Annotated in this window: 17 protein-coding genes and 1 pseudogene; 4 read left to right on the forward strand and 14 right to left on the reverse strand. The window is 40.0% G+C overall.

Translation table 11 applies throughout. From position 1 onward, the window contains the following. Positions 1–33: 33 nt before the first annotated feature. On the forward strand, positions 34–3345 hold the full coding sequence (locus tag AACS98_RS10085) for a GAF domain-containing protein (protein ID WP_066379059.1): 3312 nt from the start codon (positions 34–36) through the stop codon (positions 3343–3345). Between the two features lie 180 nt (positions 3346–3525). Further along, on the forward strand, positions 3526–7059 hold the full coding sequence (locus tag AACS98_RS10090; RefSeq protein ID WP_066379061.1) for a hybrid sensor histidine kinase/response regulator: 3534 nt from the start codon (positions 3526–3528) through the stop codon (positions 7057–7059). A 60-nt stretch (positions 7060–7119) separates the two neighbouring features. On the opposite strand, the gene AACS98_RS10095 is transcribed toward AACS98_RS10090, so the two are convergent. The 4 genes and pseudogenes from AACS98_RS10095 to AACS98_RS10110 all read right to left on the reverse strand — a co-directional run bounded on the left by AACS98_RS10095 (position 7120) and on the right by AACS98_RS10110 (position 10741). Beyond that, positions 7120–8010: an ABC transporter permease gene (locus AACS98_RS10095; protein WP_066379065.1), complete on the reverse strand. Its 891-nt coding sequence runs from the start codon at positions 8008–8010 to the stop codon at positions 7120–7122. A gap of 74 nt (positions 8011–8084) precedes the next feature. Then, positions 8085–9167, reverse strand: coding sequence for a polyamine ABC transporter substrate-binding protein (locus tag AACS98_RS10100; protein ID WP_066379066.1), 1083 nt, complete (start codon positions 9165–9167; stop codon positions 8085–8087). Positions 9168–9201: 34 nt separating this feature from the next. Continuing rightward, a pseudogene (locus AACS98_RS10105) lies at positions 9202–9552 on the reverse strand (four helix bundle protein); the annotation flags it as partial. A 61-nt stretch (positions 9553–9613) separates the two neighbouring features. Then, positions 9614–10741: an ABC transporter ATP-binding protein gene (locus AACS98_RS10110; RefSeq protein ID WP_066379067.1), complete on the reverse strand. Its 1128-nt coding sequence runs from the start codon at positions 10739–10741 to the stop codon at positions 9614–9616. A 445-nt stretch (positions 10742–11186) separates the two neighbouring features. Here AACS98_RS10110 and mrdA point away from each other — a divergent pair, with 445 nt between their 5' ends. Next, positions 11187–13004: a penicillin-binding protein 2 gene (gene mrdA / locus AACS98_RS10115; RefSeq protein WP_066379069.1), complete on the forward strand. Its 1818-nt coding sequence runs from the start codon at positions 11187–11189 to the stop codon at positions 13002–13004. 116 nt (positions 13005–13120) lie between these two features. Here the strand turns inward: mrdA and AACS98_RS10120 are convergent, their stop codons facing one another. Together AACS98_RS10120 and AACS98_RS10125 are read right to left on the reverse strand one after the other, a co-directional pair. Beyond that, positions 13121–13525, reverse strand: coding sequence for an ExbD/TolR family protein (locus AACS98_RS10120; protein WP_066379072.1), 405 nt, complete (start codon positions 13523–13525; stop codon positions 13121–13123). Then, the gene (locus AACS98_RS10125) at positions 13509–14162 is read right to left on the reverse strand and encodes a MotA/TolQ/ExbB proton channel family protein (protein WP_066379074.1); all 654 of its coding nucleotides are present in this window, start codon (positions 14160–14162) and stop codon (positions 13509–13511) included. The genes AACS98_RS10120 and AACS98_RS10125 overlap by 17 nt, the downstream gene beginning before the upstream one ends. Positions 14163–14424: 262 nt before the next feature. Here AACS98_RS10125 and AACS98_RS10130 point away from each other — a divergent pair, with 262 nt between their 5' ends. Continuing rightward, positions 14425–15993, forward strand: coding sequence for an energy transducer TonB (locus tag AACS98_RS10130; RefSeq protein WP_066379076.1), 1569 nt, complete (start codon positions 14425–14427; stop codon positions 15991–15993). A gap of 132 nt (positions 15994–16125) precedes the next feature. Here AACS98_RS10130 and AACS98_RS10135 read toward each other — a convergent pair whose 3' ends face one another. From AACS98_RS10135 to AACS98_RS10170, 8 genes are all read right to left on the reverse strand, one after another. Beyond that, the gene (locus AACS98_RS10135; protein WP_066379079.1) at positions 16126–17280 is read right to left on the reverse strand and encodes a glycosyltransferase family 2 protein; all 1155 of its coding nucleotides are present in this window, start codon (positions 17278–17280) and stop codon (positions 16126–16128) included. Positions 17281–17341: 61 nt separating this feature from the next. Beyond that, a complete protein-coding gene (locus AACS98_RS10140; RefSeq protein WP_066379082.1) occupies positions 17342–18655 on the reverse strand; it encodes a glycosyltransferase family 4 protein in 1314 nt (437 codons plus the stop codon). A gap of 227 nt (positions 18656–18882) precedes the next feature. Further along, complete coding sequence (locus AACS98_RS10145) at positions 18883–19749, reverse strand: class I SAM-dependent methyltransferase (RefSeq protein ID WP_082803710.1); 867 nt, start codon at positions 19747–19749, stop codon at positions 18883–18885. Between the two features lie 13 nt (positions 19750–19762). Further along, positions 19763–20527, reverse strand: a complete 765-nt coding sequence (locus AACS98_RS10150; protein ID WP_066379085.1) for a class I SAM-dependent methyltransferase — start codon at positions 20525–20527, stop codon at positions 19763–19765. 69 nt (positions 20528–20596) lie between these two features. Then, positions 20597–21898 carry a glycosyltransferase family 2 protein gene (locus AACS98_RS10155; protein WP_066379088.1) on the reverse strand — a complete coding sequence of 434 codons (1302 nt, stop codon included), beginning with the start codon at positions 21896–21898 and terminating at the stop codon, positions 20597–20599. Further along, entirely contained in the window at positions 21895–23106 is a 1212-nt protein-coding gene (locus AACS98_RS10160; protein WP_066379096.1) for a glycosyltransferase family 2 protein, read from the reverse strand. The genes AACS98_RS10155 and AACS98_RS10160 overlap by 4 nt, the downstream gene beginning before the upstream one ends. 20 nt (positions 23107–23126) lie before the next feature. After that, entirely contained in the window at positions 23127–24920 is a 1794-nt protein-coding gene (locus AACS98_RS10165) for an ABC transporter ATP-binding protein (protein WP_066379098.1), read from the reverse strand. 59 nt (positions 24921–24979) lie between these two features. After that, positions 24980–26083: a glycosyltransferase family 2 protein gene (locus AACS98_RS10170; RefSeq protein ID WP_198161131.1), complete on the reverse strand. Its 1104-nt coding sequence runs from the start codon at positions 26081–26083 to the stop codon at positions 24980–24982. Between the last annotated feature and the right edge of the window lie 390 nt (positions 26084–26473).

Here is a 26473-nt window from a genome sequence, read left to right on the forward strand (position 1 = left end):
TATTAAACTAATAAATGGCTAGAGGTCTATAAAATGACAATTGCGTATCATAACAGTCATGAAAGTGATGATTTAGTTTCTACAGTAGAACCGTTAGAAAAAACTAAAGATGGTGTGAATTTAAGTCATAATTCTCATCATAATGTATCTAGTGCAATTACTCAAGAATTTAAAACTTGGAGACAGCAACTACAAGACATTACTAACCAGATGCGCCTAGCATCAGATAAAGATGCAGTCTTAAAGGTTACGGTAGCGAAAGTTAGAGAAAAAATTACTTGCGATCGCGCGGTAATTTATCAGTTTTTAGCATCAGATTCTGGGACAGTATTATCAGAATCGCGTACTCTCGGTTGGACACCGGCTGTAGGTGAAATTCTCCCTGGGATTCTATTTGGTTTATATACCAATCAAGACTATGTAGAACCAGTCACAATTGATGATGTGAAGCAAGTACAAGTAACTCCCTATCAAAAACAACTGTTCGATAAATTTCAAATCAAAGCCAGTTTAAGTTTACCGATAGTGGTAGAAGGGAAAGTTTGGGGATTACTCGCAGTACATAGTTGTGCTTGTGCCAGACAATGGCAAGAATTAGAAATTACCTTACTATCGCAAGTTACCACAGAATTAACCTACAGACTCCAGAGCTTTGAACTGCATAAAGAATTGCAATTGCAGACTCAGGCTAAACAATCAGTAGCCAAAGTTATCGATAAGATTTTACATATAAATGATATCGAGAAAATTTTCCAAACCACTACCCAAGAAATCAGACAGTTATTGAAGTGCGATCGCGTGGGTATTTATCGCTTCAATCCTGATTGGAGTGGTCAATTTATTGCCGAATCAGTTGGTAGTGGTTGGGTAAAAATAGTGACTCCCGACTATAAAATGGTTTGGGAAGATACTCACCTGCAAGAAACTCAAGGTGGTCGATATGCTAAAGGTGAAAGCTTTGTGGTTAATGATATCTACAAAGCTGGTCATTTTCAGTGCCACATTGAGATTTTAGAACAATTTGAAGTCAAAGCTTACATGATAGTTCCTGTATTTGCAGGTCAACAATTATGGGGATTATTAGCAGCATATCAAAATAGTGGGACTCGTGATTGGCAAGAGTGGGAATTGAGCTTTTTAAATCAGATTGGCTTGCAGTTTGGTGTAGCGATCGCTCACGCCGAATATTTAGACCAAATGCGTTTGCAATCTGAACAATTAAAGCAAATTGCCGAACAAGAAAAAGCCTTTACCAAGATAGTTAACCGCATCCGTCAAGCGCAAGATGTTGATAATATCTTTAAAACCACCACCCAAGAAGTACGGACAGCATTAAAATGCGATCGCGTGGCTGTTTATCAGTTCAAACCAGACTGGGGTGGTATGTTTGTGGCGGAGTCAGTCGGCAACGGTTGGACAAAATTAGTAGGGCCAGATATCAAAACCGTGCTAGACGATACCTACCTGCAAGATACTAAAGGCGGTCGGTATGTCAGAGGTGAAAACTTTGTAGTCAATGATATTTATCAAATAGGTTTAGCCCCCTGTCATATAGAAATATTGGAGCAATTTGAAGCCAAAGCTTACATCATAGTGCCGATATTTTTTGGTGAACAACTCTGGGGTTTATTAGCAGCGTATCAAAATTCTGGCTCACGGGAATGGCAATCATGGGAAGTCAACTTTTTAACTCAAATTGCCTCACAATTTAGTTTAGCCAAATCACAGTTAGACTATCTAGAAGAAGTGCGAATCAAATCTGAGAAACTCGCTCAGATAGCAGAACAAGAAAAAGCCTTGACTAAGATAGTTAACCGCATCCGCCAAGCCGTAGATATAGAAGAAATCTTCAAGATTACCACTCAAGACTTACGGCAATTATTAAGATGCGATCGCGTGGCTGTCTATCGTTTCAACCCTGATTGGAGTGGCGAATTTATTGCCGAATCAGTTGGTCATCTGTGGGTGAAATTAGTCGGGCCAGATATCAAAACCGTCTGGGAAGATACCCACCTGCAAGAAACCCAAGGCGGTCGCTATGCTAAAGGTGAAAGCTTCGTAGTTAATGATATCTACAAAGCTGGTCATTTTCAGTGCCACATTGAGATTTTAGAACAATTTGAAATCAAAGCTTACATGATTGTTCCCATCTTTTTCGGTGAACAATTGTGGGGACTATTAGCAGCTTATCAAAATTCCGGCGTGCGTGATTGGGAAGAGTCACAAGTCACCCTGTTATCCAGAATTGGCGACCAATTAGGACTAGCATTACAACAGACGGAATACCTGCAAAAACTGCAAACACAATCAACCCAACTAGCAGAAGCCGCCGCACGGGATAAAGCCGCCAAAGAGTTATTACAACAACGTTCTATTCAACTGCTGATGGCGGTTAGACCAGCTTTACAGGGGGATTTAACAGTACGTGCGCCGATTACAGAAGATGAATTAGGCACTATCGCCGATGCTTACAACAACACCCTGCAAGCATTGCGCCAGATTGTATTGCAGGTACAGTCATCATCTCAAAAAGTTGCCCAAACTTCTAGCGACAGTAATGCTTCCTTGGCAGAACTAAATAACCTTGCCAAACAACAGTCGGATGAGATTAACATCGCTTTGGGTGAGATTCAACAAATGGTAAACGCTACCCAAGCTGTAGTTAATAGTGCAGATTTGGTACAAGAATCAGTCAAACAAGCCAACCAAACCGTTGAATCTGGCGATGCAGCCATGAACAAGACTGTACAAGCCATTCAAGCGATTCGAGAAACCGTAGCGCAAACTAGCAAAAAGATTAAACGCCTCGGTGAATCCTCACAAAAAATCTCTAAAGTAGTGAATTTGATTAGTAGCTTTGCTACCCAGACAAACGTACTGGCTTTGAACGCTGCCATTGAAGCCACACGCGCCGGAGAATACGGTAAAGGCTTTGCAGTCGTAGCTGATGAAGTGCGTTCTTTGTCTCGCCAATCAGCAGCAGCGACAATTGAGATTGAAAAATTAGTTCAGGAGATTCAAGAGGAAACTGGGGAAGTTGCGGTAGCAATGGAAACAGGAATTCAGCAGGTAGTAGAAGGCACAAACTTTGTTAATGACACCCGTCAAAACTTAAATGCCATTGTGTCTGCAACTGCGGAAATTAGCCAGCTAATTCAACGTATTACTGACGCAACCCAAAAACAAATGGCGCAATCTGTTTCAGTAACTAATTCCATGAAAGATGTTGCAGACATTGCTAACAAAACCTTTGGCGAATCCCAAGAAATTGCGGCTGTATTCCAAGATTTATCAGATATGGCGCAAGAGTTGTTAACAACTGTCAGTAAGTTCAAAGTGAATTAACAATCAGGGAGTGGGGAGTAGGGAATAGGGGAGCGGAGGAAGCGGAGGAAGCAGGGGAAGCGGAGGAAGCGGAGGAAGAAGAATTTTTACCCAGTCCCCAATCCCCAATCCCCTGTTCCCATTCGCAACTCTCCAATACCCAGTCCCCAATACCCAGTCCCCAATACCCAGTCCCAGATTATGATTACAGATACTGAAATTCGTGAGCAGGGCTATATTTATTTCATAGCAGAAGCCCCTGAATTATTGGAAACTATTGAACAGGAATTATTAAATTTATCGACAAGTTATAACAAGGGGACAGTGCATAACTTAATGCGCGCTACCCATACGATTAAAGGTGGTGCTGCTACTGTTGGCTTAGAAGTAATTAAGACCATAGCCCACTCCTTAGAAGATATATTTAAATCTCTATATAATCCAGATGTATTGATAGATTCGGAACTACAAACATTTTTACATCAAGGTTATGAATGCTTGCATTTAGCCTTAACCGCAGAAATCACTGGTAGCGTGATTAATCATGAGGAAATTTTAGAAAGAGCCGCTTCAGTATTTGCCAAAATTCAGGCTAAATTAGGTGATGCTTTTGGTGATGAGCATCATATTCCTACTTCCGAAGAATTGGGTTTTGATATTGTCCAATCTATATTTGAGACTGGTGTTAAACAACGGTTAGAAAATATTGCTGAAGCTATTGAACATAGTTTAAGTCCAACTGAATTCAGCGAGTTGTTAACTGAACAAGCTGAAGTATTTATTGGCTTGGCAGAATCTTTAAATTTACCAGGGTTTGGGGAAATTGCTCAAACAATGCTGTTAGCTTTACAAACTAATCCTGAGCAAGTAGAGCAGATAGCTAAGATTGCTCTGGTTAATTTGCAGGAGGCACAACAAGCAATTTTAGCAGGCGATCGCACCCGTGGCGGTGAACCATCTACGGCGTTACAACAACTCACATTAACTACACAGGCTGTCAATCCTCAATCTTGCGATAGGGAAGCAGAATTTTATCAATTTTTAACAACATCCGGCAAAAATAAGCAGGAGTGCATTCAACCCACAACCGCTAAATTTTATTTAAAAGTTGTGCGCTGTATGCTGGGCTGGTTTAATCATGAAAGGGCAATACCAGAATCAGAATTATCGCTGGAGATGTTGATTACCAATCCTGAAGGCGAAAATTTGCTGAGTTATGTTGATAGCTGGCTGAGTCAATTTTTAGAGTATATTCGTAGTGATGATGATAGTGATAGTCTTTGTCTTTATCGCCACGGAATGATTGCTATTATTCTGCTAGCAGTTGCTAAATTTCACTATTCAACTAAAAAATCTGAGTATATTATTCCTTTTATTCAAGCATTACAAAATAAAATTAGTTTACTAGCAGCAGAATATAAAAAACATCCGCCTGTAAATGCTGAAGATAAAAATTGGTCTGATAGTCCTAAGTTACAAACACTATTAGTTTTTCAACCCATATCAAAGCCTGAATCTATTGCAAATGATCAACTCCTAGAAGAACTATGGGGAGGAGAAACTGAGGAAAACTTAGCAGATGAGCCAGTTAATCAAGATAACAATGAGCAAACAGCTTTAGTGGTGAGTGAACCCACCACTACAGAGATGACAGAAACAGCAATTGATGTTGTGAATGAACCATCAGAAGATAAATCTCTGTCTTATCAAAATAGGAAAAATCAACAGCATACATTTATTCGTGTTGATGTAGACGGACTGCAACGCCTGAATTACTTAGCTGGTGAATCATTAATTTATCAAAAACGACGTACTTTAAATGATGAACAAACTCAAGACATTTTAGAGGGATTGTTGCAACGTCTGAGCAGACATCAAGAAACTTTAAATAAATTACGGGATTTACCGTTACAGATGCAAAGTCTCAATGGACAATATAGCCAAGATTTTGCATCGGTGAAATTTGACGCATTAGAAATGGATGCTTATACAGAATTTCAGTTGACATTACACGAAGCGATAGAAGAGACACTACAATTACAAGAAACTACAGAATCAATTGATTTACTTCTCAAACAAGCTAGCCAAATCAACGACAAGCAACAAAATTTAGCTTTGACAATGATTGATAATTTAGTCGAAGCTAGGATGTTACCTTTAGGTAATATTTTGAATCGCCTTCCTCAGATGGTGCAGAAATTGGGGAATGTTTATCAAAAATCAGTGGAATTGCGCCTGACTGGTACAGGGTTACTGGTAGATAAGGCGATCGCGGAAAAACTTTACGATCCGATTGTACAATTAGTGCGTAATGCTTTTGACCACGGGATCGAATCGCCGCAACTACGCCGGGAACGTGGTAAACCAGAACAAGGTGTGATTGAAATCTGCGCCTACCATCAAGGTAGTCAAACAGTGATTGAAGTTCGAGATGATGGACAAGGATTGAGTTTAGAAAAGATTCGCAAAAAAGCTAATGAACTGAATTTTAACCCAGACAATGAACACTGGCATGAAGCAGATTTATTAGATGTGATGTTTGCGCCCGGATTTTCCACTGCTGAACAGGTGAGTGAAATTTCTGGGCGGGGAATGGGGTTAGATATTGTGCGTTCTCAAATGCAAACTCTTAACGGCTCAATTGCAGTTCAATCCTTACCCAATCAAGGAACAACATTTATCCTGAAAATTCCTTTTTCTATGACTACCGACCAATTAATGTTAGTCCAAGCTGGTGGTACTATTTACGCTTTACTATTAGATAGTATCGACAAAATTGTCATTCCCTTCCCGCAACAAATCAAAGAATTTGAAGGTAAAAAAGTTCTGCACTACCATACAGGGGATGATGAAAATATGGTCAGCCTCTATCAACTATCAGAGTTGATGTCTTATAATAATTCTTTTGATTACAATGTAAATAATCGCTATTTACTGAGTGAGAATAACACAGAAGTTATGAATAATCCTGTGTTAGTGTTGCGGCGAAATCATGGTATTTTTGCTTTAGAAGTTGACCAAATTATCGGCGAACAAGAATTAGTTATTAGACCTTTAGGAAATGCGATCGCACCTCCCAAATACATTTATGGTTGTAGTAGTTTGGCTAATGGTACTCTCATCTTAGTAATTGATGGTGCTTTGTTGCTACAATCTATTGAGATGCAAGCCACACTAGATGTAGGCGCATTACCAGCAGCGAATCCTGCCGATGAGCAAGCCTTACCACAGTCAGAGTCTAACCTAAAACCAATACCACTATTGAGTGCTTCTCAACCGACAAATACTATCAAAGAACCTCCCAACCAATCGATAGAAGCACCGCAGAAAACACCACCAGTAATTTTAGTAGTAGATGATGCTATTAGTCTGCGCCAAACTCTTTCTTTAACGCTGCAAAAATCTGGGTATCAAGTTATAGCAGCACAGCATGGGATAGAAGCTTTAGAACAGTTACAACGACATCCCGAAATTCAAGTTATCATCTCGGATTTAGAAATGCCACGGATGAATGGATTTGAATTATTAAGTAATATTCGGAAAAACCCCAACCTATCCCAACTACCTATAGTTATTCTGACTTCTCGCAGTGCAGAAAAACATCGCCAACTAGCTGAAGAATTGGGTGCTAAGGGTTACTTAACCAAGCCTTATTTAGAACATGAATTGTTAGCTATGATTGAGAAATTACTGCATACAGAACAACAGAAACACCATCAGTTAGTTACTCTGTGAATTATGTAGAGACGTTGCATGCAACGTCTCTACATTTTGTAGATAGTCTCTACTACAAACTTATGCCTTTGGTGTGGCTTCACCAAGTCTAATGAGGAGAGCGATCGCAATACTGACAGCTAAAATTAACGTCATACTCAAAGCTGAACCAAACCCCCAGTTTTGAGTCACGCCCAGAAATTGATTATAAACTAATCGCGCCGCCGTCATACTAGCAGCACCACCTAATAATTCTGGATCGATAAAATCTCCTAATCCTGTGATCAAGACTAGCAAAGAACCAGCCGCAATTCCTGGGAAAATTTGCGGAATCGTCACTTTCCAAAAACTCTGTACTGGATTTGCACCTAAATCGGCTGCTGCTTCTAATAAACGCTTGTCTAACTTTTCCAGGGAAGCATATAAAATTAACACCATGTAGGGTAACAAGCTGTAACTCATGCCAATTAATACAGCCGGCACTCTGTTGAGTAATTCTAGCGTAGGTAAGCCTACACTACTAAGCAAACTATTTAGTAACCCAGTAGGGCGTAAAATTGTAATCCAAGCGTAGGCACGCAGTAGGGAAGAAGTCCACAAAGGTAAAACAAAACCCAATAATAGCAAGTTGCGCCACCGTTGCGGTGCTATTTGAGCTATCCAATAGGCGACAGGGAAACCCAACACTAAACAGATGATAGTTGTACCAACTGCCAACCCAAGCGATCGCACAATCACCTGTAAGTATAAAGGGTCAATTATACGGATATAATTATCAAAACCACTAGGGTTAACTATATCACCTGGTCGAATATTTGGGACTAAACTTAATTGCAAAATTATCAGTGTTGGTAACACCAACAAAAGTAACAACCAAACACCAGCCGGCGCAAGTAATATCAAAGGTTGTAGCCAATTAAATCGGGGGCGATTTAGTTCGTTCTTGTCAAAATTACGAATTTCAGTAGACACGATTTTTAGAAACTAATGACTAATGACTAATGACTAATGACTAATGACTAATGACTAATGACTAATGACTAACTTTAACTGCTAGTTAATTGAGTCCAATATCGCTCATAAACTTCTTCAAAATTACCCAAGGGGCTAATGCGTTCACACTTTTCTAAAATTGCATCGGGAGGAAAAAAATTCACATTATTTTTAATGTTATTTGGCAATAGTTCAAACCCTGCTTGATTAGGTGTAGCAATTTTTAATCTTTGGCTGATGCTAGCTGCTATTTCTGGCTGTAACATAAAGTTAATCCAAGCATAAGCACCATCTATATTTGGTGCTGATTTTAGAATTACCATTGTGTCAGTCCATAATGACGAACCACTGCGAGGAATTACATATTTTAGCTTGGGGTTTTCCTTACTCACTCTGATGGCATCTGCGGAATAACACATTGCGATCATTAAATCACCTGCCAAGATTTGATTTTGCCAAGCGTCAGTATCAAAAGCTGCGATCGCAGGTTTTAATTCTGTTAATTTTTCATAAGCTTGTTTGATTTCATTTTCATTTTGTGAGTTATACGAATAACCCAACATTCGCAATACAGCACCCATAACTTCCCGCACATCATTTAATAATGTCATGCGTTTATTGAGGATATCTTTATTTTGCCAAAGATAATCCCAATCTTCAGGTGCTTGTGGCAAAACTTCCGAGTTATAAAGTAACCCAGTTGTTCCCCAATTAAACGGGATGCTGTAACGGTTGTTAGAGTCATAACTAGGATTTTGAAACTGAGGAAATAAATTCTCTAAACCAATTAGGCGATCATGTTGTAACTCTATTAATAAATTCCTGTCTACCATCTTCTGCACCATATAGTCAGATGGGTAAATCAGGCTATAAGTACCACCACCTCCCGCTAACAATTTTGCTAACATCACTTCATTAGAGTCATAAACATCTACTAATACCTTCAGCCCCGTTTGAGTAGTGAAGGTTTGTAATAGTTTTTGATCAGAATATTGTGTCCAAGTGTATATATATAATTGATCGGTGCGCCCAGAGTTAGTAGAAGCCCGCACATCAGCCAACCTCCAGCCACAACCAGCTAAAGATAAAGTAGAAAGTGCTGTTACTCCTTGGATAAAATTACGTCTTTTAGTCATTAGTTATTAGTCATTAGTTATTAGTCATTAGTCATTAGTCATCTGGAATATTGCCGATAGATTTTAGATAGGCGTTTAATTGAGGTGCTAAATCATTAATGATTAGACTTAGTGCTTTTATTTGTTCAGATGTTAACAGATTACGTCTATATGCTCTTCTTAGCCAGTGTTGTGTCTCATACAAAGAACCTCTTGCCATTCTGACAAATCTTCTATTATCTTGATAACTACCTCGACCTACTCCTTCAGCAATATTTGCACCAATGCTATCTGCTGATCGAATAATTTGTCTACCTATTGTATCTTTCGGTAATGACTCCCACTCATTGACAATTTTCCAGATATTATCAGCTAATTTTTCTGCCAATTGATAAACTCGTAACTCTTAAAACCTCCCATGCGGCATTTTCCAGCTTAACCCATAATTAATGACCAATGACTAATGACTAATGACTAATTGCTAAACAATCTTCTTTTGCCCACCAAGCATAAATGGGGGTGTCACGGTCTGGTAAACTGCCAAAAGTATTGGGTTGTAAAACATTAATATTGATACCGTTAATTAATTCCACAACATAATTAACGTGAGTTCCTAAATACATCACATTTACTAGCCTTCCCTCAAAGCAATTGTTGACTGTGCTAGGCTGATATAAGGAAAGCTGAATTTTTTCTGGACGTACACTTACTGCTACAACTTTTAATAATTCTGTGGGTGTATCTTCAGTACGATGCACTGCAATAGTGAGTCCAGTTTTTGTCACAACTTGCACTGTTGAGGCTTCTACAGATGTAATTTCACCACTAAATAAATTGGTATCGCCAATAAAATCAGCGACAAAAGAGGTTTTGGGACGTTCGTAAATTTCGCAGGGAGTACCAATTTGCTCAATTTTACCTTGATTCATGACAGCGATGCGATCGCTTAATGATAAAGCCTCTTCTTGGTCATGCGTCACCATAATGAAAGTTAAACCCAGGTTTTTGTGTAAATTAGATAATTCAACCTGCATTTCCTTGCGTAGTTTTAAATCTAACGCCCCCAAAGGCTCATCTAACAGCAGCACAGCCGGACGATTGACTATAGCCCTGGCCAATGCTACCCTTTGCTGTTGACCCCCAGACAGTTGACCAGGAAAGCGCGATCGCAAACTTTCCATTTTTACGAGTTGTAAAGCTTCCTTGACGCGACTTTCAATTTCTGCCTTACGGAATTTTTTTAAGCGTAGTCCAAAGGCGATGTTATCCCACACATTCAAATGGTTAAACAAAGCATAACTCTGAAATACTGTATTCACGGGGCGACGGTAAGCAGGTACATTAGTCATCGGCTGACCCTGAATCAATAACTTACCCGCATCAACTGTTTCAAACCCAGCAATCAGACGCAGTGTGGTTGTTTTCCCGCACCCAGAAGGGCCCAAAATACTAAAAAACTCCCCCTGTCTGATGTCCAAATCTACACCGTGTACTGCTGGTTCTTGCTTGAAAAACTTGAACACATTACGCAATTCCACATCAAGCGGCTGAAAAGCCAAAATTCCTTTCTGGTGCTGGGTCACAGTTTGAGCCATAATCTTCAGTAGAATGCCACGAGTTTACGTGAATTTGTCACCTAATGTAGCCTATTAAGTAGAACAAAAATCACACTTGGGTTTATTGTATCTGCCGAAAACCACTGTGCATCAAAGAATGTTCCCAATTGTGTCACACTCAACAGGATATGGCAGTTTCTAGGAACTCTATACAAAGAATAGTGATCACTTGTGCTGTCTTTTGTGGTTGACTTTACCTCTGAGTCATGTTTTGCAATACTAGGCTCACAATTATTAGATTTAGCTCATCTCTCAGTTGATAGACTTGTGGAATAAAGGCAATTCCTGATTTGGCATCATCAATTGAGCCATAATTTTGAGTAAAATCCTAGGGCAGAGCGATCGCAATTTCTTTGATTATCAATAATTGACAGGATGTTAACAGCATCTTACCCAAATCGTAATAACTAATAAATTCTCTCTTATGACTTTGTTACAACCACTTTCTCCACTTGGCGGACAAAAAAATACCCGTACAGTCGGACGTAGTTATCAATCTATATTTTTGATTATCTTTACCCTGTTAATGACGACTGGGATCGGTGTCCGCTTGGCATATTTACAAATTGTGGAAGGAGAATACCACCGCAAGCGAGCCGAAGCTAATCGGATTCGGACACTGCCTAAACAACCAGAAAGAGGTAATATTTTTGACCGAAATGGCAAACTTCTCGCCAGTACACGTTATCCCCATTCTGTATATTTATGGCCAATGGCACATACTAAACCCGCTTGGGCTGTCGTCGGGCCGCGTCTATCCCAGGTTTTGGATATCCCCCAAGCAGAAATCGAAAAGAAACTCGAAGAAGCTGGTGCTAACTCCTCTTCATTGATTCGGATTGCTCGTGATTTAAATGAAGCCCAAATCACAGCCATGAAAGAGTATGAAAACGAACTCCCAGATGTAGAAATACATACAGAAGCCGTGCGCTATTATCCCCACGGTCGAGAATTAGCTCATGTATTGGGATATACACGAGAATTAACTCCCGAACAACTCAAAGAAAAGAGAAAAGAGGGCTATCGTTTGGGAGATGTGATTGGGCAAATGGGGGTAGAGAAAGCCTATGAAACCTTACTGAGAGGAGAATGGGGAGGTCAGCAAGTAGAAGTAGATGGGGCTGGGCGACCATTGCGGGTATTGGGAGAAAAACAAGCCAAAGCTGGTAATGATATTCGCCTCACCATAGATTTAAATGTACAACTGGCAGCAGAGAAAGCCTTGGGAACTCGCAATGGTGCAATTGTCGCCCTTGACCCCAAAAATGGTGCAGTCTTAGCAATGGTGTCTCATCCCACCTTTGATCCCAATATTTTCTCCAAGCAAAAACTCTCACAAAAAGACTGGCAATCTGTACAAGGCGAAGAACATCCTCTAGTTAATCGCGCCCTCAGTGCCTTTCCACCCGCCAGCACCTTTAAAATTGTCACCAAAACCGCAGGGCTGGAGTCCGGGAAGTTTTCTCCCAACACAGTCCTACAAACCTACGGTTCTTTAACTATTGGTGGAACTCGATTTGGTGAATGGAATCATGCTGGTTTCGGCCCATTAGGTTTTGTGGGAGCAATGCAGTGGAGTAGTGATACTTTCTTCTATCAAGTTGGTAAAGCCATCGGCGGCCCTACTTTGATTGAATGGACTCGCAAGTATGGTTTTGGCAAGAAAACAGGCTTTGAGTTTGTCTCAGAAGAATCCAGAGGTTTAGTCCCCGATGACAAATGGAAACAGAAAGCCTGGAAGATGCCTTGGACTGTAGGCGATACGATTAATATGTCTATTGGTCAAGGTGCTTTACTTGCCACACCTTTGCAAGTGGCTGTCATGTTTGCTGTACCTGCTAATGGTGGTTATCGCGTCCAACCACATTTACTTAAAGACAATGAAGAAGCCAGAAGTTGGCGAGAAGCTGTCAAGATGAAGCCATCTACTATCAAACTTCTGCGTGAGGGGTTGCGTAAGGTAATCACTGAAGGGACTGGCAAAGTTTTAAATAAACCCACAGTTCCCCCAGTCGCAGGTAAAAGTGGCACAGCTGAAGCATGGAAGGGTCGGATCAAACAAAATCATGCTTGGTTCGGTGCTTATGCTCCTGCTGATCAGCCAGAAATCCTTATTGTCGCCTTTGCTGAACATTCCGGTGGTGGTGGCGGTAGCGTTGCCGCCCCGATGATTCTCCAAATTATGGAAGACTATTTCCAACGCAAGTACCCTGGCAAGTATCAAAAACCAGCAAGTAATTAGTCATTAGTCATTAGTCATTAGTCATTAGTCATTGGGGAAGGTTGACGGTTGAATGGGTAAAAGTTATTCTCCCTCCGCTTCCCCTGCCTCCCCTGCTCCCATTCCCCACTCCCTGATTACTGCTTTTGAGTGGCGATCGCTAGTTTTGCCCCCTTGACTTGTCTTACCTGATCCATCACGGCTACAACTTTACCGTGTCCTACTCTTTCATCAGCATTAATAATTACCACAACCTCTGAGTTAGAACCAGCTAAATTACGTATCTGTTCGGCTAGAGAATTCACTAAAATTGGTTGACGATTTAGGCTAACTTCTCCTTTTTCGTCCACCGTGATTGTAACTTTTTCAGGTACTTGCTGTTGATTGGCTGTAGCTGCCTTTGGTAAATTAACTGGTAATCCTTCTGACCTAGTTAAAAATAGCGTTGACATAATAAAAAATGTCAAAATCGCAAAAATTACATCAATCATCGGCACAATATTGATTTGTGCTGGCAGATCCGGTTCATCTTGCAGACGCATGGGCTTTTTCTCCTCGTTCATAGCGACGACGATAGAGTAATTCTAACTGTCCTCCGTATTCCTGAAACAAAGCCATCTGTCGGCTATAAAGTCCCCGGAAGGAGTTGGAGAACAACAGTGTAAATATAGCAACCACTAACCCGGCGGCTGTAGACACCAAAGCTTCACTAATCCCAGCAGTCACACCTGCGGTTTTCGTACCTCCGACATCACCAATATCCAAAGAAGCAAAAGACGTAATCAAACCTAATACAGTCCCAAGTAGACCTAATAATGGGGCTAAACCAATGATGGTGTCAAAAATATTTTGAAAGCGTTTGAGTATAGGTATCTCAGCTTGTGCTTCACTTTCTAAAGCTAAACGAAATTCTTCCGGCGTGGGTTCTTCTAATTCCAACGCTGCTAAAAAAATCCGTGCAAGCGGCAAATCTGCATTTTTTTGCAGTTTATCCATTGCACCCACTAAATTGTCTAATCGATAGAGTTTCAATACCTCTTTAATCACACGGCTTTGACGGTTATGGATTCTCAACCAAAACTTAATACGTTCAATAATTAACGCCACTGCCAATATAGAAAATCCCAATAGCGGCCACATGACTATGCCGCCAGCCGTGAACAGATTCTGAATTACCATGCAAAGCCTCGTAATCCCAAACACACAAAAACTACTAGCATCCTCAGCTAAGTTGAGAGATATTGTCAAGATAGTTTCAAGAAATCTGCAAATTTTTTTGCAATTATTTGGGAAGAATTTTCACTAAAAAATCGCTAAAAAACCCTCTATAACTATTTTATAGCCATTTTATACAGCTAAAATCTTAACAAACTAATTACTTGATATTTCTATCTGAGCATTCTACTATGTCTAAGTTAGTAATATTGACTCGCAATAAATCATGACCTTTTCGGGCATAGCTGTTGAACAGCGTTCCAAAGAAACTAACGCTCTCAGGTCTTTTCTGGTTTACAGTCTAATTGGCTCGGTAGCGTTGCATATTGGTATAGTAACTATAGGTATAAGTACGTTATTGCGTAGAACTTCTGAAGTTGAAGTTGAACCTCTAGAGGTAACAATACTTGATTCTCCGATTGAAGAAACAGAACCAACACCACAAGAAATTAAACCAGAACCAAAACCTGAACCAGAAACTCCTTCACGCCCAGTTAAAGCAGATGTCAGCAATAACAGAGAAATTGCATTAGTATCTCCACCACCTACTCCAGTCGCTCCCGTGGCGATCGCTCCTCTAAAATTAAAACCTGAGCCAGTACAAAAGTTTTCTAGTAACCTGAAAACTCCCCCTGTTCAACAGCAACCCGAAAAAACTAGCGTCACACCCGAAAAACCACAGCCAACAACACAACCCAGCCAAGTAACAAAATCTCAACCTGTTAATCCACAGCCAACTACACCGCAAGCTGGAGGAGAAAGCAGTGAAAAATTAAGAAGCTTGTTGAGTGGACTCAGAGATACTAGAGCCAGTCAAGGAAACAACAGTAATACTGCTGGCAGCGCAAGTTCTAACGTTCTTGTCGGTTCCGGCAATGGCGTGAGTCTTGGCACTGGCACAGGAACTGGTAATAATGCTGGGACTGGTAATAATGCTGGTGCGGCAACTGGTAATACCAGAGAAAGTCGTGGCATCATAGCTACAGGGCCAAGACGTAGACGAATAGAAATCCCTCAAACTGGTGATAGTGATAATAGTAAACCTGCCAGCCCAGGAAATGGGCGTGCAGCTTGTCGTGAGTGCGGCACTAAGTACCCTGAAGCAGCTAGAAGAAGAGGCATAGAAGGCAAAGTTGAAGTAGCAGTTGATACTGATGAAAAAGGTAATGTTACTAATGTCAGGATTGTGAACTCCAGTGGTAATCGTGAATTAGATGAGGCAACCCTCAGACAAGCACGTAACTGGAAATTAAAACCTTCTAATTCTGGTAGACAGGGTGTGTCTATAGCTACTGAATATGCTATTACAGGTTCTCGACGTTACCGCGAACTACAAGAACGCAGAAGACAAGCACAAGCAAGAAAACAATCAACCACAGAAGCAGCATCTAGTAGTCGGCAAAGTTCCAGAACATCAAATACATCAAATAATACAGAAGCTGCCGTCAGCAGAAATGCAGAAACTCGCGTCAGACGTAGACGAATAACCCCAACATCATCTTCAAATACCCCGAAATCTCAACCATCAACAGCATCAAGCAGCAACACGAGAACATCCAACAATCAAAGAAGCGTCAGAAATTCTTTACGTAGGGTGCGACGTGAACGTACAGCTACCCAATCATCACCCCCAGCACAACCAACTGCAACTCGGCGACGGCGCAGGATTGAGAAACAAGAAAACTCATCTTCTAGTGCCAGTAGATTACGGAATGCTTTACGTCGTTCTCGTCAGCCATCTCCATCTCAACCGTCATCATCAGAGGCTTCTACCCCTACGGCAAACAATGATTAACAGAATATCATATCATTGTTGACTGTTGACTGTTGACTGTTAACAGTTAACAGTCAGGAACTTTAAGCGGTTGTTTTTATGTTTGGGAGTTCCCTAATTGTGGATCATAAACCAACTGATAAAAAATATAAGTTATCCTTTATTGATTAGCACCCTCTTAGACAACCAATGAATTCTCATATTTTTATAAATTGTTGACGGCAATATTTTTTGTATTTTCATGAAAGTTTGAGAATCATTAATTGTTAGCTCTTGACGGTGACTATTTTGATTTGAGTCCAAATATTTGGATAAATAGGGAAATATATAATAGATAAACGATGTGAATGCAGCTATTGAAATTTTCAAAAGTTGTGTATATAAATCATGTCGTAACAAGGTCATAAAAAAATCTTGTTCTAAACTCTTGTATAAATAATATAAAGTTTCTAAAGATTTGCCAGATACGCTACTTTTACGAGCTATATAAATATAAAAAAGACTACGAGACCATCGGTAAATAGCATGAGGAATTTCAGGATGTTTTTTCTGAACAGCAGTTAAGACAAATTGCTGCGAATTTATCATTGAAGTATAATTGTGAGACATACTATTAATAGTTTGGCGGTAGCCAATGAGAAATTCAGGTACAACTCTTACCTGATAATGTTCGGCAATTCGCAAATAAAGCTCCCAATCCTCACAACCTTGACAGCCTTTAGCTTTCAATTCACTGTCATAACCGCCTACCCTTTGCAAACAACTACGGCGAATTAAGCTGGAACTGGCATTTCCTAAAAAGTTACTATATAGCAATGCCATATAAACTTCACCTTGATATTCAGAGACATGAAAATCACCACTAGGGGCATCATTCTCATCAATTACAATTGACCAAGCATAAACTAAACCGACAGATGAATCAGATTCTTGAAAACATTTAACTTGTTTTTCGAGATTTTCAGGATACCAAATGTCATCAGCATCAATCGGGGCGATAAATTCTCCTTGTGCATATTTGATGGCTAAGTTACGAGCCGCAGCTACACCAGAATTAGGTTGTTGTAATAAGCGGACACGAGCATCTTTCTGGACAATTGATTGCACGATATCAGTTGTCTGATCACGAGAACCATCGTCTACAACTATCACTTCAATATTTGTGTAGGTTTGATTCAACACAGACTTCAAGGTTCTTTCTATAAAAGCTGCTGCATTATAAGCTGGAATAATTACAGAAACTAATGGGAAATTATGAGATGTTTTGGATAATAATGTTTGATGATTTAAAATGACAGATTCACCCATAAATGTTGTCTAAATTGGTTTAAATAAATTGGTAAAAGTCTGTGTTCGTTCCAGCAAAAAATTAGTAACTTTTCGTCACAATCAACTCACGTAGTTGCTGCCCAATAGCAGCTAGAGAAAAACATTGTTCTGCGCGATCGCGGGCGCGTTTACCCAATTCATACCCCCAAGGCTGGTTATCTAGGATAGTACCCAGGGCTTGAGCTAAGGCTGTACTGTCTTCACGGGGTACTATAATACCCCCAGATAACTCGTTGTCTGCCAAAATATCAGGAACACCAGGGGCATCAGTGGCAACAACGGGTAAACCGCAAGACATGGCTTCGATGGGTGCGACAGGAAAACCTTCGTGGCGAGATGGGAGAGTATAGACATCCGCCGCCGACAAGTAACGTTGAATAACCGTGCGATCGCGCACGTATTCGTTTTTCCAAATTATGCCGGGTAGCTGCTTCTGAGTAATCAGTTGTTTGAACTTCTCGGCATCCGAACCTGTACCGACAAGCAGTAAACACAAATTTCTCCCTGGGCGATCGCGACATACTTTTTCCCAAGCATCAACTAGAATATCTAAGCCTTTGCGGTATATTTCTATACGACCATGATACACTACCACCTGAGCATCTAAGGGGATACCCAAAACCTTCCTTGCTTGAGTGCGATCGCTAGCGTGCCAATTCGCCACATCCATTGGGTTAAAAATCCGTGCTATTTTTCCCAGAGGTAATTTGTAGCGAGACTCTAACCTCTCCACCTCGGTTTGGGTGGCGACTATTAAACCAGCACAGGCTGATAGTGTAAGCGGACGTAGCAAACCTTCCCAACGCGACAGTTGAAAGTCTCCGCCTTGAAAAGTGGCAAACACAGGTAGACCGATGATTTTACCCAATAATATGCAACTATCAAAGCGAGCATATTCATACTCTTGACACAAAATAGCTTGGCATCCTTCGCGCCGCAGTTCACGCCCCAGTGCAATCAATGGTGTGGCTAAATAAGATGCAGCATCTTTCACCACTGCCAAAAGATGACGACGAATTCCATGCACATCCCCAAATACCTCAGTAATATTCCAACCATAAGGGTTTAACATGGGACGACGCACAACTTGATACAGTTTAGGCGCAGGTAAAACACAGATAGTTGCACCTGTCGGCTTATGGGTATAGCGCACAGTTGTAGTCACCCGTGCGGAAATGCAAAACAACACCGTCCGCACATTAGCCAGCTTTAAAGCATCGATATAGCCGAACATCCAACCGCCCGTCATCTCATTGCAAAAAGCCTCGAAGCTAACTCCGATGGTGTCCAAAAAATCTTCAATTAAATCACCCCAATGTAAAAGGGCAATGGTAAATTCTGCTTGGTTGCTCATGAGATGATGAAGATTATTTTTGACTAAGGAGAAAAACGTTGTATTTTCATTGCTCAAACTTGAGCCGATTGATTGTGAATAAGTAGCTGGTTGCAATTAAATATAAAATGTGGTATGGGCATACTTCGACAAGACTTCGGCGTGAGCTCAGTCGAACGCTTAGTACAAGTCTTGCCCGTCAACAGGCTAGAAGCCTGTTCCACTATCTAACAATTAATTAAGCCTACTTACTTAGACTTTTTTAAAATTACTAGGTCTTGTGCGCCTACCCAACTTGAAGCACTACCAGACCACAGTCCTGTTACGGGTGCTTGGACAAACTCTAAACCTGCTTGTGTAGCAAACTGTTCCAGCAAGCGCAGACTGTATGCTGTCATATATTCAGGGTTGTCTGGTTTCACCAGGGCAAAATCGCTACCATAACTACCATATTGATAGTCAAAGTTGAAGTCAGGGCGATTAAATCCCAAAGGTCTTGGTTTTCCAGGTTGATAATTGTCAAGTAGAAAAAAACTAAACAAACAACGTCCTTCTGGTTTCAACACCCGCGCCGTCTCTTGGAAGTAATGCGCTGCTATTTCCGGGAGCAGATGGGTAAACACAGAAGCAGCGTAGACAATATCAAAGGAATCATCCGCGTAGGGGAAGCGATAATCACTTGCACGGATTTCTCCATCAGGATTGTAAAAGGTATTATGGATGTTAGCCCAGATGAAACGAAAGTTAGGATAGGCTTTGTGAAAAGTCTGCTCTAGAAATTTGATTTTGTTTTGGCAGATTTCAAAACCATCGTAAGAACCATCAGCAGACAAAATATAGCGGAGAGGAAAAGCTGTGCGACCTAATCCACAGCCTATTTCTAATACAGCACTGTTGTTGGTAATTCCTCCATAAACTCTGAGGAACATACTCCATTCTTCCGCCCAACGAAACCATTCTTCGAGTACACTAATACCTTCCTGACGCATCAAAGCCAAGGGTGGAATTAAGTCTGGTTCATAAGTCACCCAGTCTTTTTGCAGTTTATCTTTTATATGCAGAGTTTGTTTCCAGTGAAATGAACTTTTAACTAAATTTTTCAGGAGACTTTTCATAATAATTATTGCTCTAATTTTTCTGCCAAACGTAAGCTGTTTCTGTTCCTAATGCTTGTGGTTGGTGCAGATAATAACTCAACCATGTTACAGGACTGAGCATCGTACACAAAATGCGCCGACGACGATGGGATAAGTTAGAGAATGCGACATCATGACATAGAACAGTCACAGGATTAATAAAAGTAGCATATTTCTCACAAGGTAACTTGATTAAATCTTTTAATTCTGCTAATGTGTAACCACGTCTTACGTGACCCCATTCCGCCATCACTGCGGCTTCACTGGGACAAAGAGATTTCATAAATTGATAGTAGGGAAACCGCCAATTTTCATTAGGCGTACTAATTAACAGGAAACCATTGGGACGCAATACTCGTAACGCCTCTGATACTGCTTTTTGATCATCTGGGACGTGTTCTAATAGGTCGAACATTGTCACTGCATCAAAGGATTCATCCGCAAAAGGTAAAGCTGTCGCATCTCCACAAACAAAGTTGACTCGCTCTTGCTGGTTGCAAGCAGCTTTGGCATATTCAGGATTAAAGTCTATATTAGTAATTTTGGATTGGGGATATAGTAAAGCTGTTAATCCACTTTGACCACCACCTACCTCTAGAATTGTTTGTAATGGTTGGTTGGGTGCAATATGATGAATAGCACGCATTTTTTCCCGATAAAAAAATCCTTGAGTCAGAGGTTCTGGAAAAGGATTACAGGCTAAAAATTGCGATAAAGGCAGTTTATAATTATCTAGTTTGGTAGATGCTGTCAGCATATTTGATGGTGGTGATTTCCGATTAAGTGATTTTAATTAGCTCAGTTGATGTTAGTTATGAAATATTTTCTAGCTAATTTTATCTGTCCACGCTGGTTTTTTTCGATGATTTATGTAAAACTTAATTCCCGCTAAACAACCAGCAATCTGTACAAATATATAACTAGATTTTGACTCAAAACCATTTTTGACTGTTCGCAAAATTGATGTCAGATAATATTTGGGCAATGTGAGGTACAAACGGCGTAAATTTCCCCAATGTTTGTAATTAGCAAATTGTACTAACAAGGCTGTTACATGACCGCGCATATATTGATAAGCTTGGTCTTGGAAAGCATCAAAATCACGGCGATGATAGTGAAAAACTACTGCTGTTGGTTCATAGCGACATAGCCAACCTTCCGCCAGGATTCTGTACCATATTTCTGAATCTTCACTACATCCAGATGCACCTGCTCCTAGTCGTTCGTCGAAGTATCCCACGATTTCAAAAGCTTGACGACGAAAGGCCATGTTAGCACCTGCTCCAATTCGCCACACAGGGACACCACGATGCTTCATATTTTCAAAGAACTCCATCCCAAAGTTTGTAGCGCGGTATTCCCAACTGGAATCTGCTGAACCTTTATGGAAAATGTATTGCGCTTCTGTTTCGAGTTCAGCCGGTAACATCAGTCCAGTCACAGCGAGGACTTTCGGGTTAACAAAAGCTTGCTGTAAACGCACACACCAGTCTGGGTGAACTTCTACATCATCATCTGTAAAAGCAATAATTTCTCCGGTACAATGGCGAATACCTGTATTACGCGCTACGCTTAGTCCTGGTCGTGGTTCTAAGACATACTCAATCTCAGGCATTTGTGCAACTATCTGGCGTGTGCTATCGTCTGCAGGTGCGTTATCGACGACGATAATTTGTTGCGGAGGTTGGGATAAATTCAGCAGCGATCGCAAGCATCGCGCCAGTTGTTCGGGACGGTTGCGTGTACAAATTACTACAGAGATGCTATTGTTGACTGGCTGGTTGTAAGTTTGTTGCAGTTGCTCCAAGGGTTGCTGCAAAGCCAACAAAGCCTGAAAATCTGGTGGTTTATCCCATGCTGGATCGGGATAAACCACGGGTAGAGGTGCGTTGAAACCGTTTTCTAACAGGCGATCGCCTACAGCTGGTGTAATCGCTGACAATGCTAGATTTCGCAGTGCGCTTGGAGGGATGGGTAAATCTGCTGTAAAAATCTCGCGATCGCCCAGGGGAATACCCCGCCACCAAAACACAGCATATATCCCCTGATACTTTGGTTTAGGTTGCAGTTCTGGTATACCTTTACTCAAGTCAATATGCAAAACTTTCCAAGGAGTAAAATTACTCATGAAAATTTCCTCCGAATCATTTCAATTCGTTTTAAAGAACGGCGATATTCCCCAAAAAATCCCATAATACCACCCCAAAGTTCTGCCCATATCATATTTGAGGGTAAAACATGGCGACCTCGCCAACTATCTCTTAATTGCTTGAGTTGATCCTTAATCCACCACAATATTAAACTGCGTAAACGAGAACGTTGAGTCGGATCAGTTTGATAAGCTTTCATCACAAAAGCCATAAATCCTAAACCCCAACTCCAGTATTGACGATGCAATTTTTCGTATTCCCGACGGTGTTGATGATAGATTAAATATTCAGGTTCATACACTAAGGTATAACCAGCCCGAATTACACGGTAAAAAATATCTAAATCTCCCCCACCCGGTAAGGGCGCGCCTGTATCTAGGGCTTCATCAAATCCCCCGATTTTTAATAAAATTTCTCGCCGAAATGCCATATTACATCCTGCCCCAAATATTCCCGCGCCACAGGGATATAAAGGATTACCTGTGACAATTTGACCATAGCGAATTTTTTCAAAACCCCGACGAAATCCGCCTCGACTTTCAAACAAAATTTGCGCTTCTGTCTCTAATTCATAAGGCAATACTAAACCCGTAAAAGCTGCCGCATCAGGATTTTCTCGCCATGCTGTGATCAGTCCTAACAACCATCTGCGATCTACAACCACATCATCATCTAGAAAGGCGAGGATTTCACCATTTGCTGATTGCAAAGCTTTATTTCTGGCAAAATCTAGCCCTGGTTTCGGTTCTCGCACATAACGCACCCAAGGTAATGACTCAACCAATTTTTGAGTGCGATCATCTGAGGGTGCATTATCTACAACTAAAACTTCTAATCGAGCAGTTTGTTTGGCGAATTCCTGTAAAGATTCTAAACAACGTGCTAAATTGTCCGGGCGGTCTTTGGTACAAATGGCAATAGTTATTGAGGGGAAGGGAGTTTGATTAACACCAACATTTAATTCTGCTTGGAGATATTCTTGAATCAGTTTAGTGCTAATTTCTGGAGCAATTAATTTACCTATTGCTTCGCCATCCAGTACAGTTTTTGCTGGTAATGCTTGTATAACAAACCCAATCGGTTTATCTTGGCGGCGGACAATTAAAGCAATACCCGTCTCATCAGGGGATAGTGATACCGTGGGTAAGGGTTCTGTCAACTCGATTTCTTGAATCTTATAAGGCATAAAAATTTACTTAAATTATTTTAGATATTAGCGTTACGGTGTTGCAAATTATAAAGTTGGGCAAATAATCCTTGTAATTGGAGTAAATCTTGAATATTACCTTGCTCAACTACTTTTCCCTCATTTAGCACAATTATTTTATCTGCTTGTTCGATAGTAGCTAGGCGATGGGCGATTACAATTACTGTGCGATTTTCACTGAGAGTATTGAGAGCTTCTTGAATTAAATGTTCCGAAATACTATCAAGCGCATTTGTGGCTTCATCCAGAATCAGAATCTCTGGATTGCGGACTATCGCCCTAGCTAAAGCAATGCGTTGTCTTTGTCCTCCCGATAAGCGCACGCCGCGATCGCCTACTTTTGTATCATAACCTTGAGGCAATTCACTAATAAATTTATGAGCATTTGCTAGTTTTGCCGCCTCTATAATTTCATTTTCTGTTGCATCTAAACGACCATAAGCGATATTTTCTAAAACTGTGGTGCTAAACATATGCACATCTTGGCTAACAATTGCAATTTGATTGCGCCAGTCAGTTAAGTTGAGTTCTCTAAGCGGATAATCATCAACATATATTTGTCCTGATTCTAGATTATAAAACCGACATATTAAGCCAATCAGTGTAGATTTACCCGCACCTGAAGGGCCTACTATAGCCGTGGTTTTACCTTGAGGAATAAAAATTGAAATATCTTGCAGCGCAGGTTTTTCTGCTACGTTGTAAGCAAAGTTAACTGATTCAAAATAAATTCCTTGCTTTAAACTGTTAAAGTTAATCTTACCTGAACGAATATAAGGTTTATCATCGCTATTTAACAAATATATTACATCTTCTACAGCACTAGACAAAGCAATCAGATTTACCCTAGCCCCATCTAGTTGCTTTACTTGAGGCTGCAAGCGGTAGAGAATAAAAATAAATGTAAGTAGTCTTGGTAGAGATGTTTGGTCTTGCAGTAACGTAATGACTAAAATACACACTAATAAAATTGCCGATAAAACCTCAGAAATCGGATTAACAATTCCGGTGAGTGTATCAAGCTGGAAAAATATATTACGTACCTTTCTAGACACCCTATCAAAACGTTCTTGTTCGTAATCTTCACGCCCAAAGGCGCGAATTACTTTCATTCCAGCTAATCCTTCCCACATCCGGTTAGCCAGTCCAGAATTAGTTTCTACTGCTTGCTGACCTAAGTTTTTGACTTGGCGTGTAACTAGCTGGATAATCACAGATATTAACGCCATCAAAATAGCCACTAATATAGTTAGTTGCCAAGAAAGCAACAGCAGCAAAATTATAAACACAAATATCGTACAACAATTGATGATGATACTCACAAATGCTGATAAAGCCTGACCAGTCCGCCAAGTTTCAGCCGCCAAAGTATTCATCAATTTCCCTGATTCATTCCCTTCTAAAAAACTATAGCTAATGCTTAAAAGTTGCCTGAAAATTTTGGAACGCAAATCATGGCTGATGCGTGAATTAAACCAAGCAAATAAAACACTATTACTATAAATTAGCAGGTTTTTTAAAAAAATACTGCCGAGAATACAAACAGCAATAACTATTAAACGGTTATTCGGAGTAATATCCACAAATAAGCGATTGAGCCAATCAACTAAAAAATTGCTATTTCCTGTTTGTAAATCTGCCTGTTCTAAGCTTTGCAATAATGGAATAAATAAGCTAATACCTATCCCTTCAAAAAAAGATGAGAGAGTTCCCAGTAAGACAATTACAGGAATCGCCCAATAATAACCTTTTAAAATAAATAATATATTGCTATATACATGTTTTTTTTTCATTATTTTTTATGCGAGATTATAGCGTATTTTAAATTTACAATAGAAAATGCACGTAAAAATTATGTTTTTTGCGACATCATTTCTAATCTTTGAGACAAAATCATGTCATATATTTTCCATGTTTTTTGTTGTTGGATTTTGATTTGATTGATATCAGTTATTTGATAGTTAGCACTCAAAGGTTTACTTGCTTCTAACCTAGAATGAGATTTTTCTTTAATTAAAGTTTTCAACTGCTGAATTATAATATTTAATATACATTTATACACGCCAGGATGCAAGAGCAACATCACATCTAACCTAACTGCTTTGTACAACAATAGTAGAGCATTCCCATAGTCATCACACTTGAGAGTTTGCTGTGCTAAATAGTATTGAAAATAGCTAGCAGACCAATTAAATATATTATTTGGAATCTCTGGGTGTTTTTTTTGGGAATCTTGCATGACTAAGTTATAAGATTTCTCCATTGATAGATATGACCTAGACATACTTCCATTTACCTGACGATAGCCCACTAAAAATTCTCGCACTACACGGAATTTATAATGTTCAGCTATTCGGAGATAAATGTCCCAATCTTCACAGCCTTGAGCATTCTGCCGTTTTAGTTCACTATTATAGTAACCAACTTTGTCAAAACACTCTCGCCGGATTAATGGTACACTAGCATTACCTATAAAATTTGTGTACAAAAGTTGTTTGTACACCTCTCCTTCTATACTATTTATATGTCGATAATACCAAAAGTTATATTTGCCAATAATAGCATCATCTTCATCAATGAATGCTGACCAAGCATAGACTAATCCTACAGAATCATCAGCATTTAATAGGCATTGTACTTGTTTTTCGAGTTTTTGAGAATACCATATATCATCAGCATCAATAGGCGCAATATATTCTCCCTCAGACTTAGTAATTGCTAAGTTGCGCGCAATGGCAACTCCTTGATTTTGCTGTTTTAGTAAGATGACACGATGATCAGTTTGAGCAAAAGATTCCACAATTTCAGCCGTTTGATCAAGAGAACCATCATCAACTACTAAAACCTCAATATTTTTGTATGTTTGAGATAACACAGAATGTAAGGTTTTGCCTATAAATTTCTCGGCATTATAGGCAGGGATAATCACCGAAACTAAGGGAGTATGTGATTTCATAGGCTTGAGGTTATCCTAAAATCAACTCAACTAATATTTGGCTTGTAATTTTAGTAGTTTGATAGTCAACATGAGTACGGACATGAACATATTGATTGCTTTGGTTTCCAAAGCAACTCAATATGTATTTGATGCTGAACAGAGTTGATTGTTTGATTGTTTACTACTCTGTAAGTATCTAATGTCAGTATACCGAAAAGGTTTCCCAAAGTTTTACTATTCCCTCATTTCCTCTTGGGAATATAAGGACAAGTTTTTGGTATACCAACTTTCGGTAGTATCAACTATTTTACTTGATGTGTTTTACATTACCACAGGCTTGTCATTTATTTTGATAAAACTTCTGTAAAGTACAAGACAATAATGATTAAGTAAGTGGATAAGAGAGTC

Origin of the sequence: Anabaena sp. CA = ATCC 33047 (assembly GCF_963870205.1) — a bacterium.
In the GTDB taxonomy this organism is placed as follows: domain Bacteria; phylum Cyanobacteriota; class Cyanobacteriia; order Cyanobacteriales; family Nostocaceae; genus Trichormus.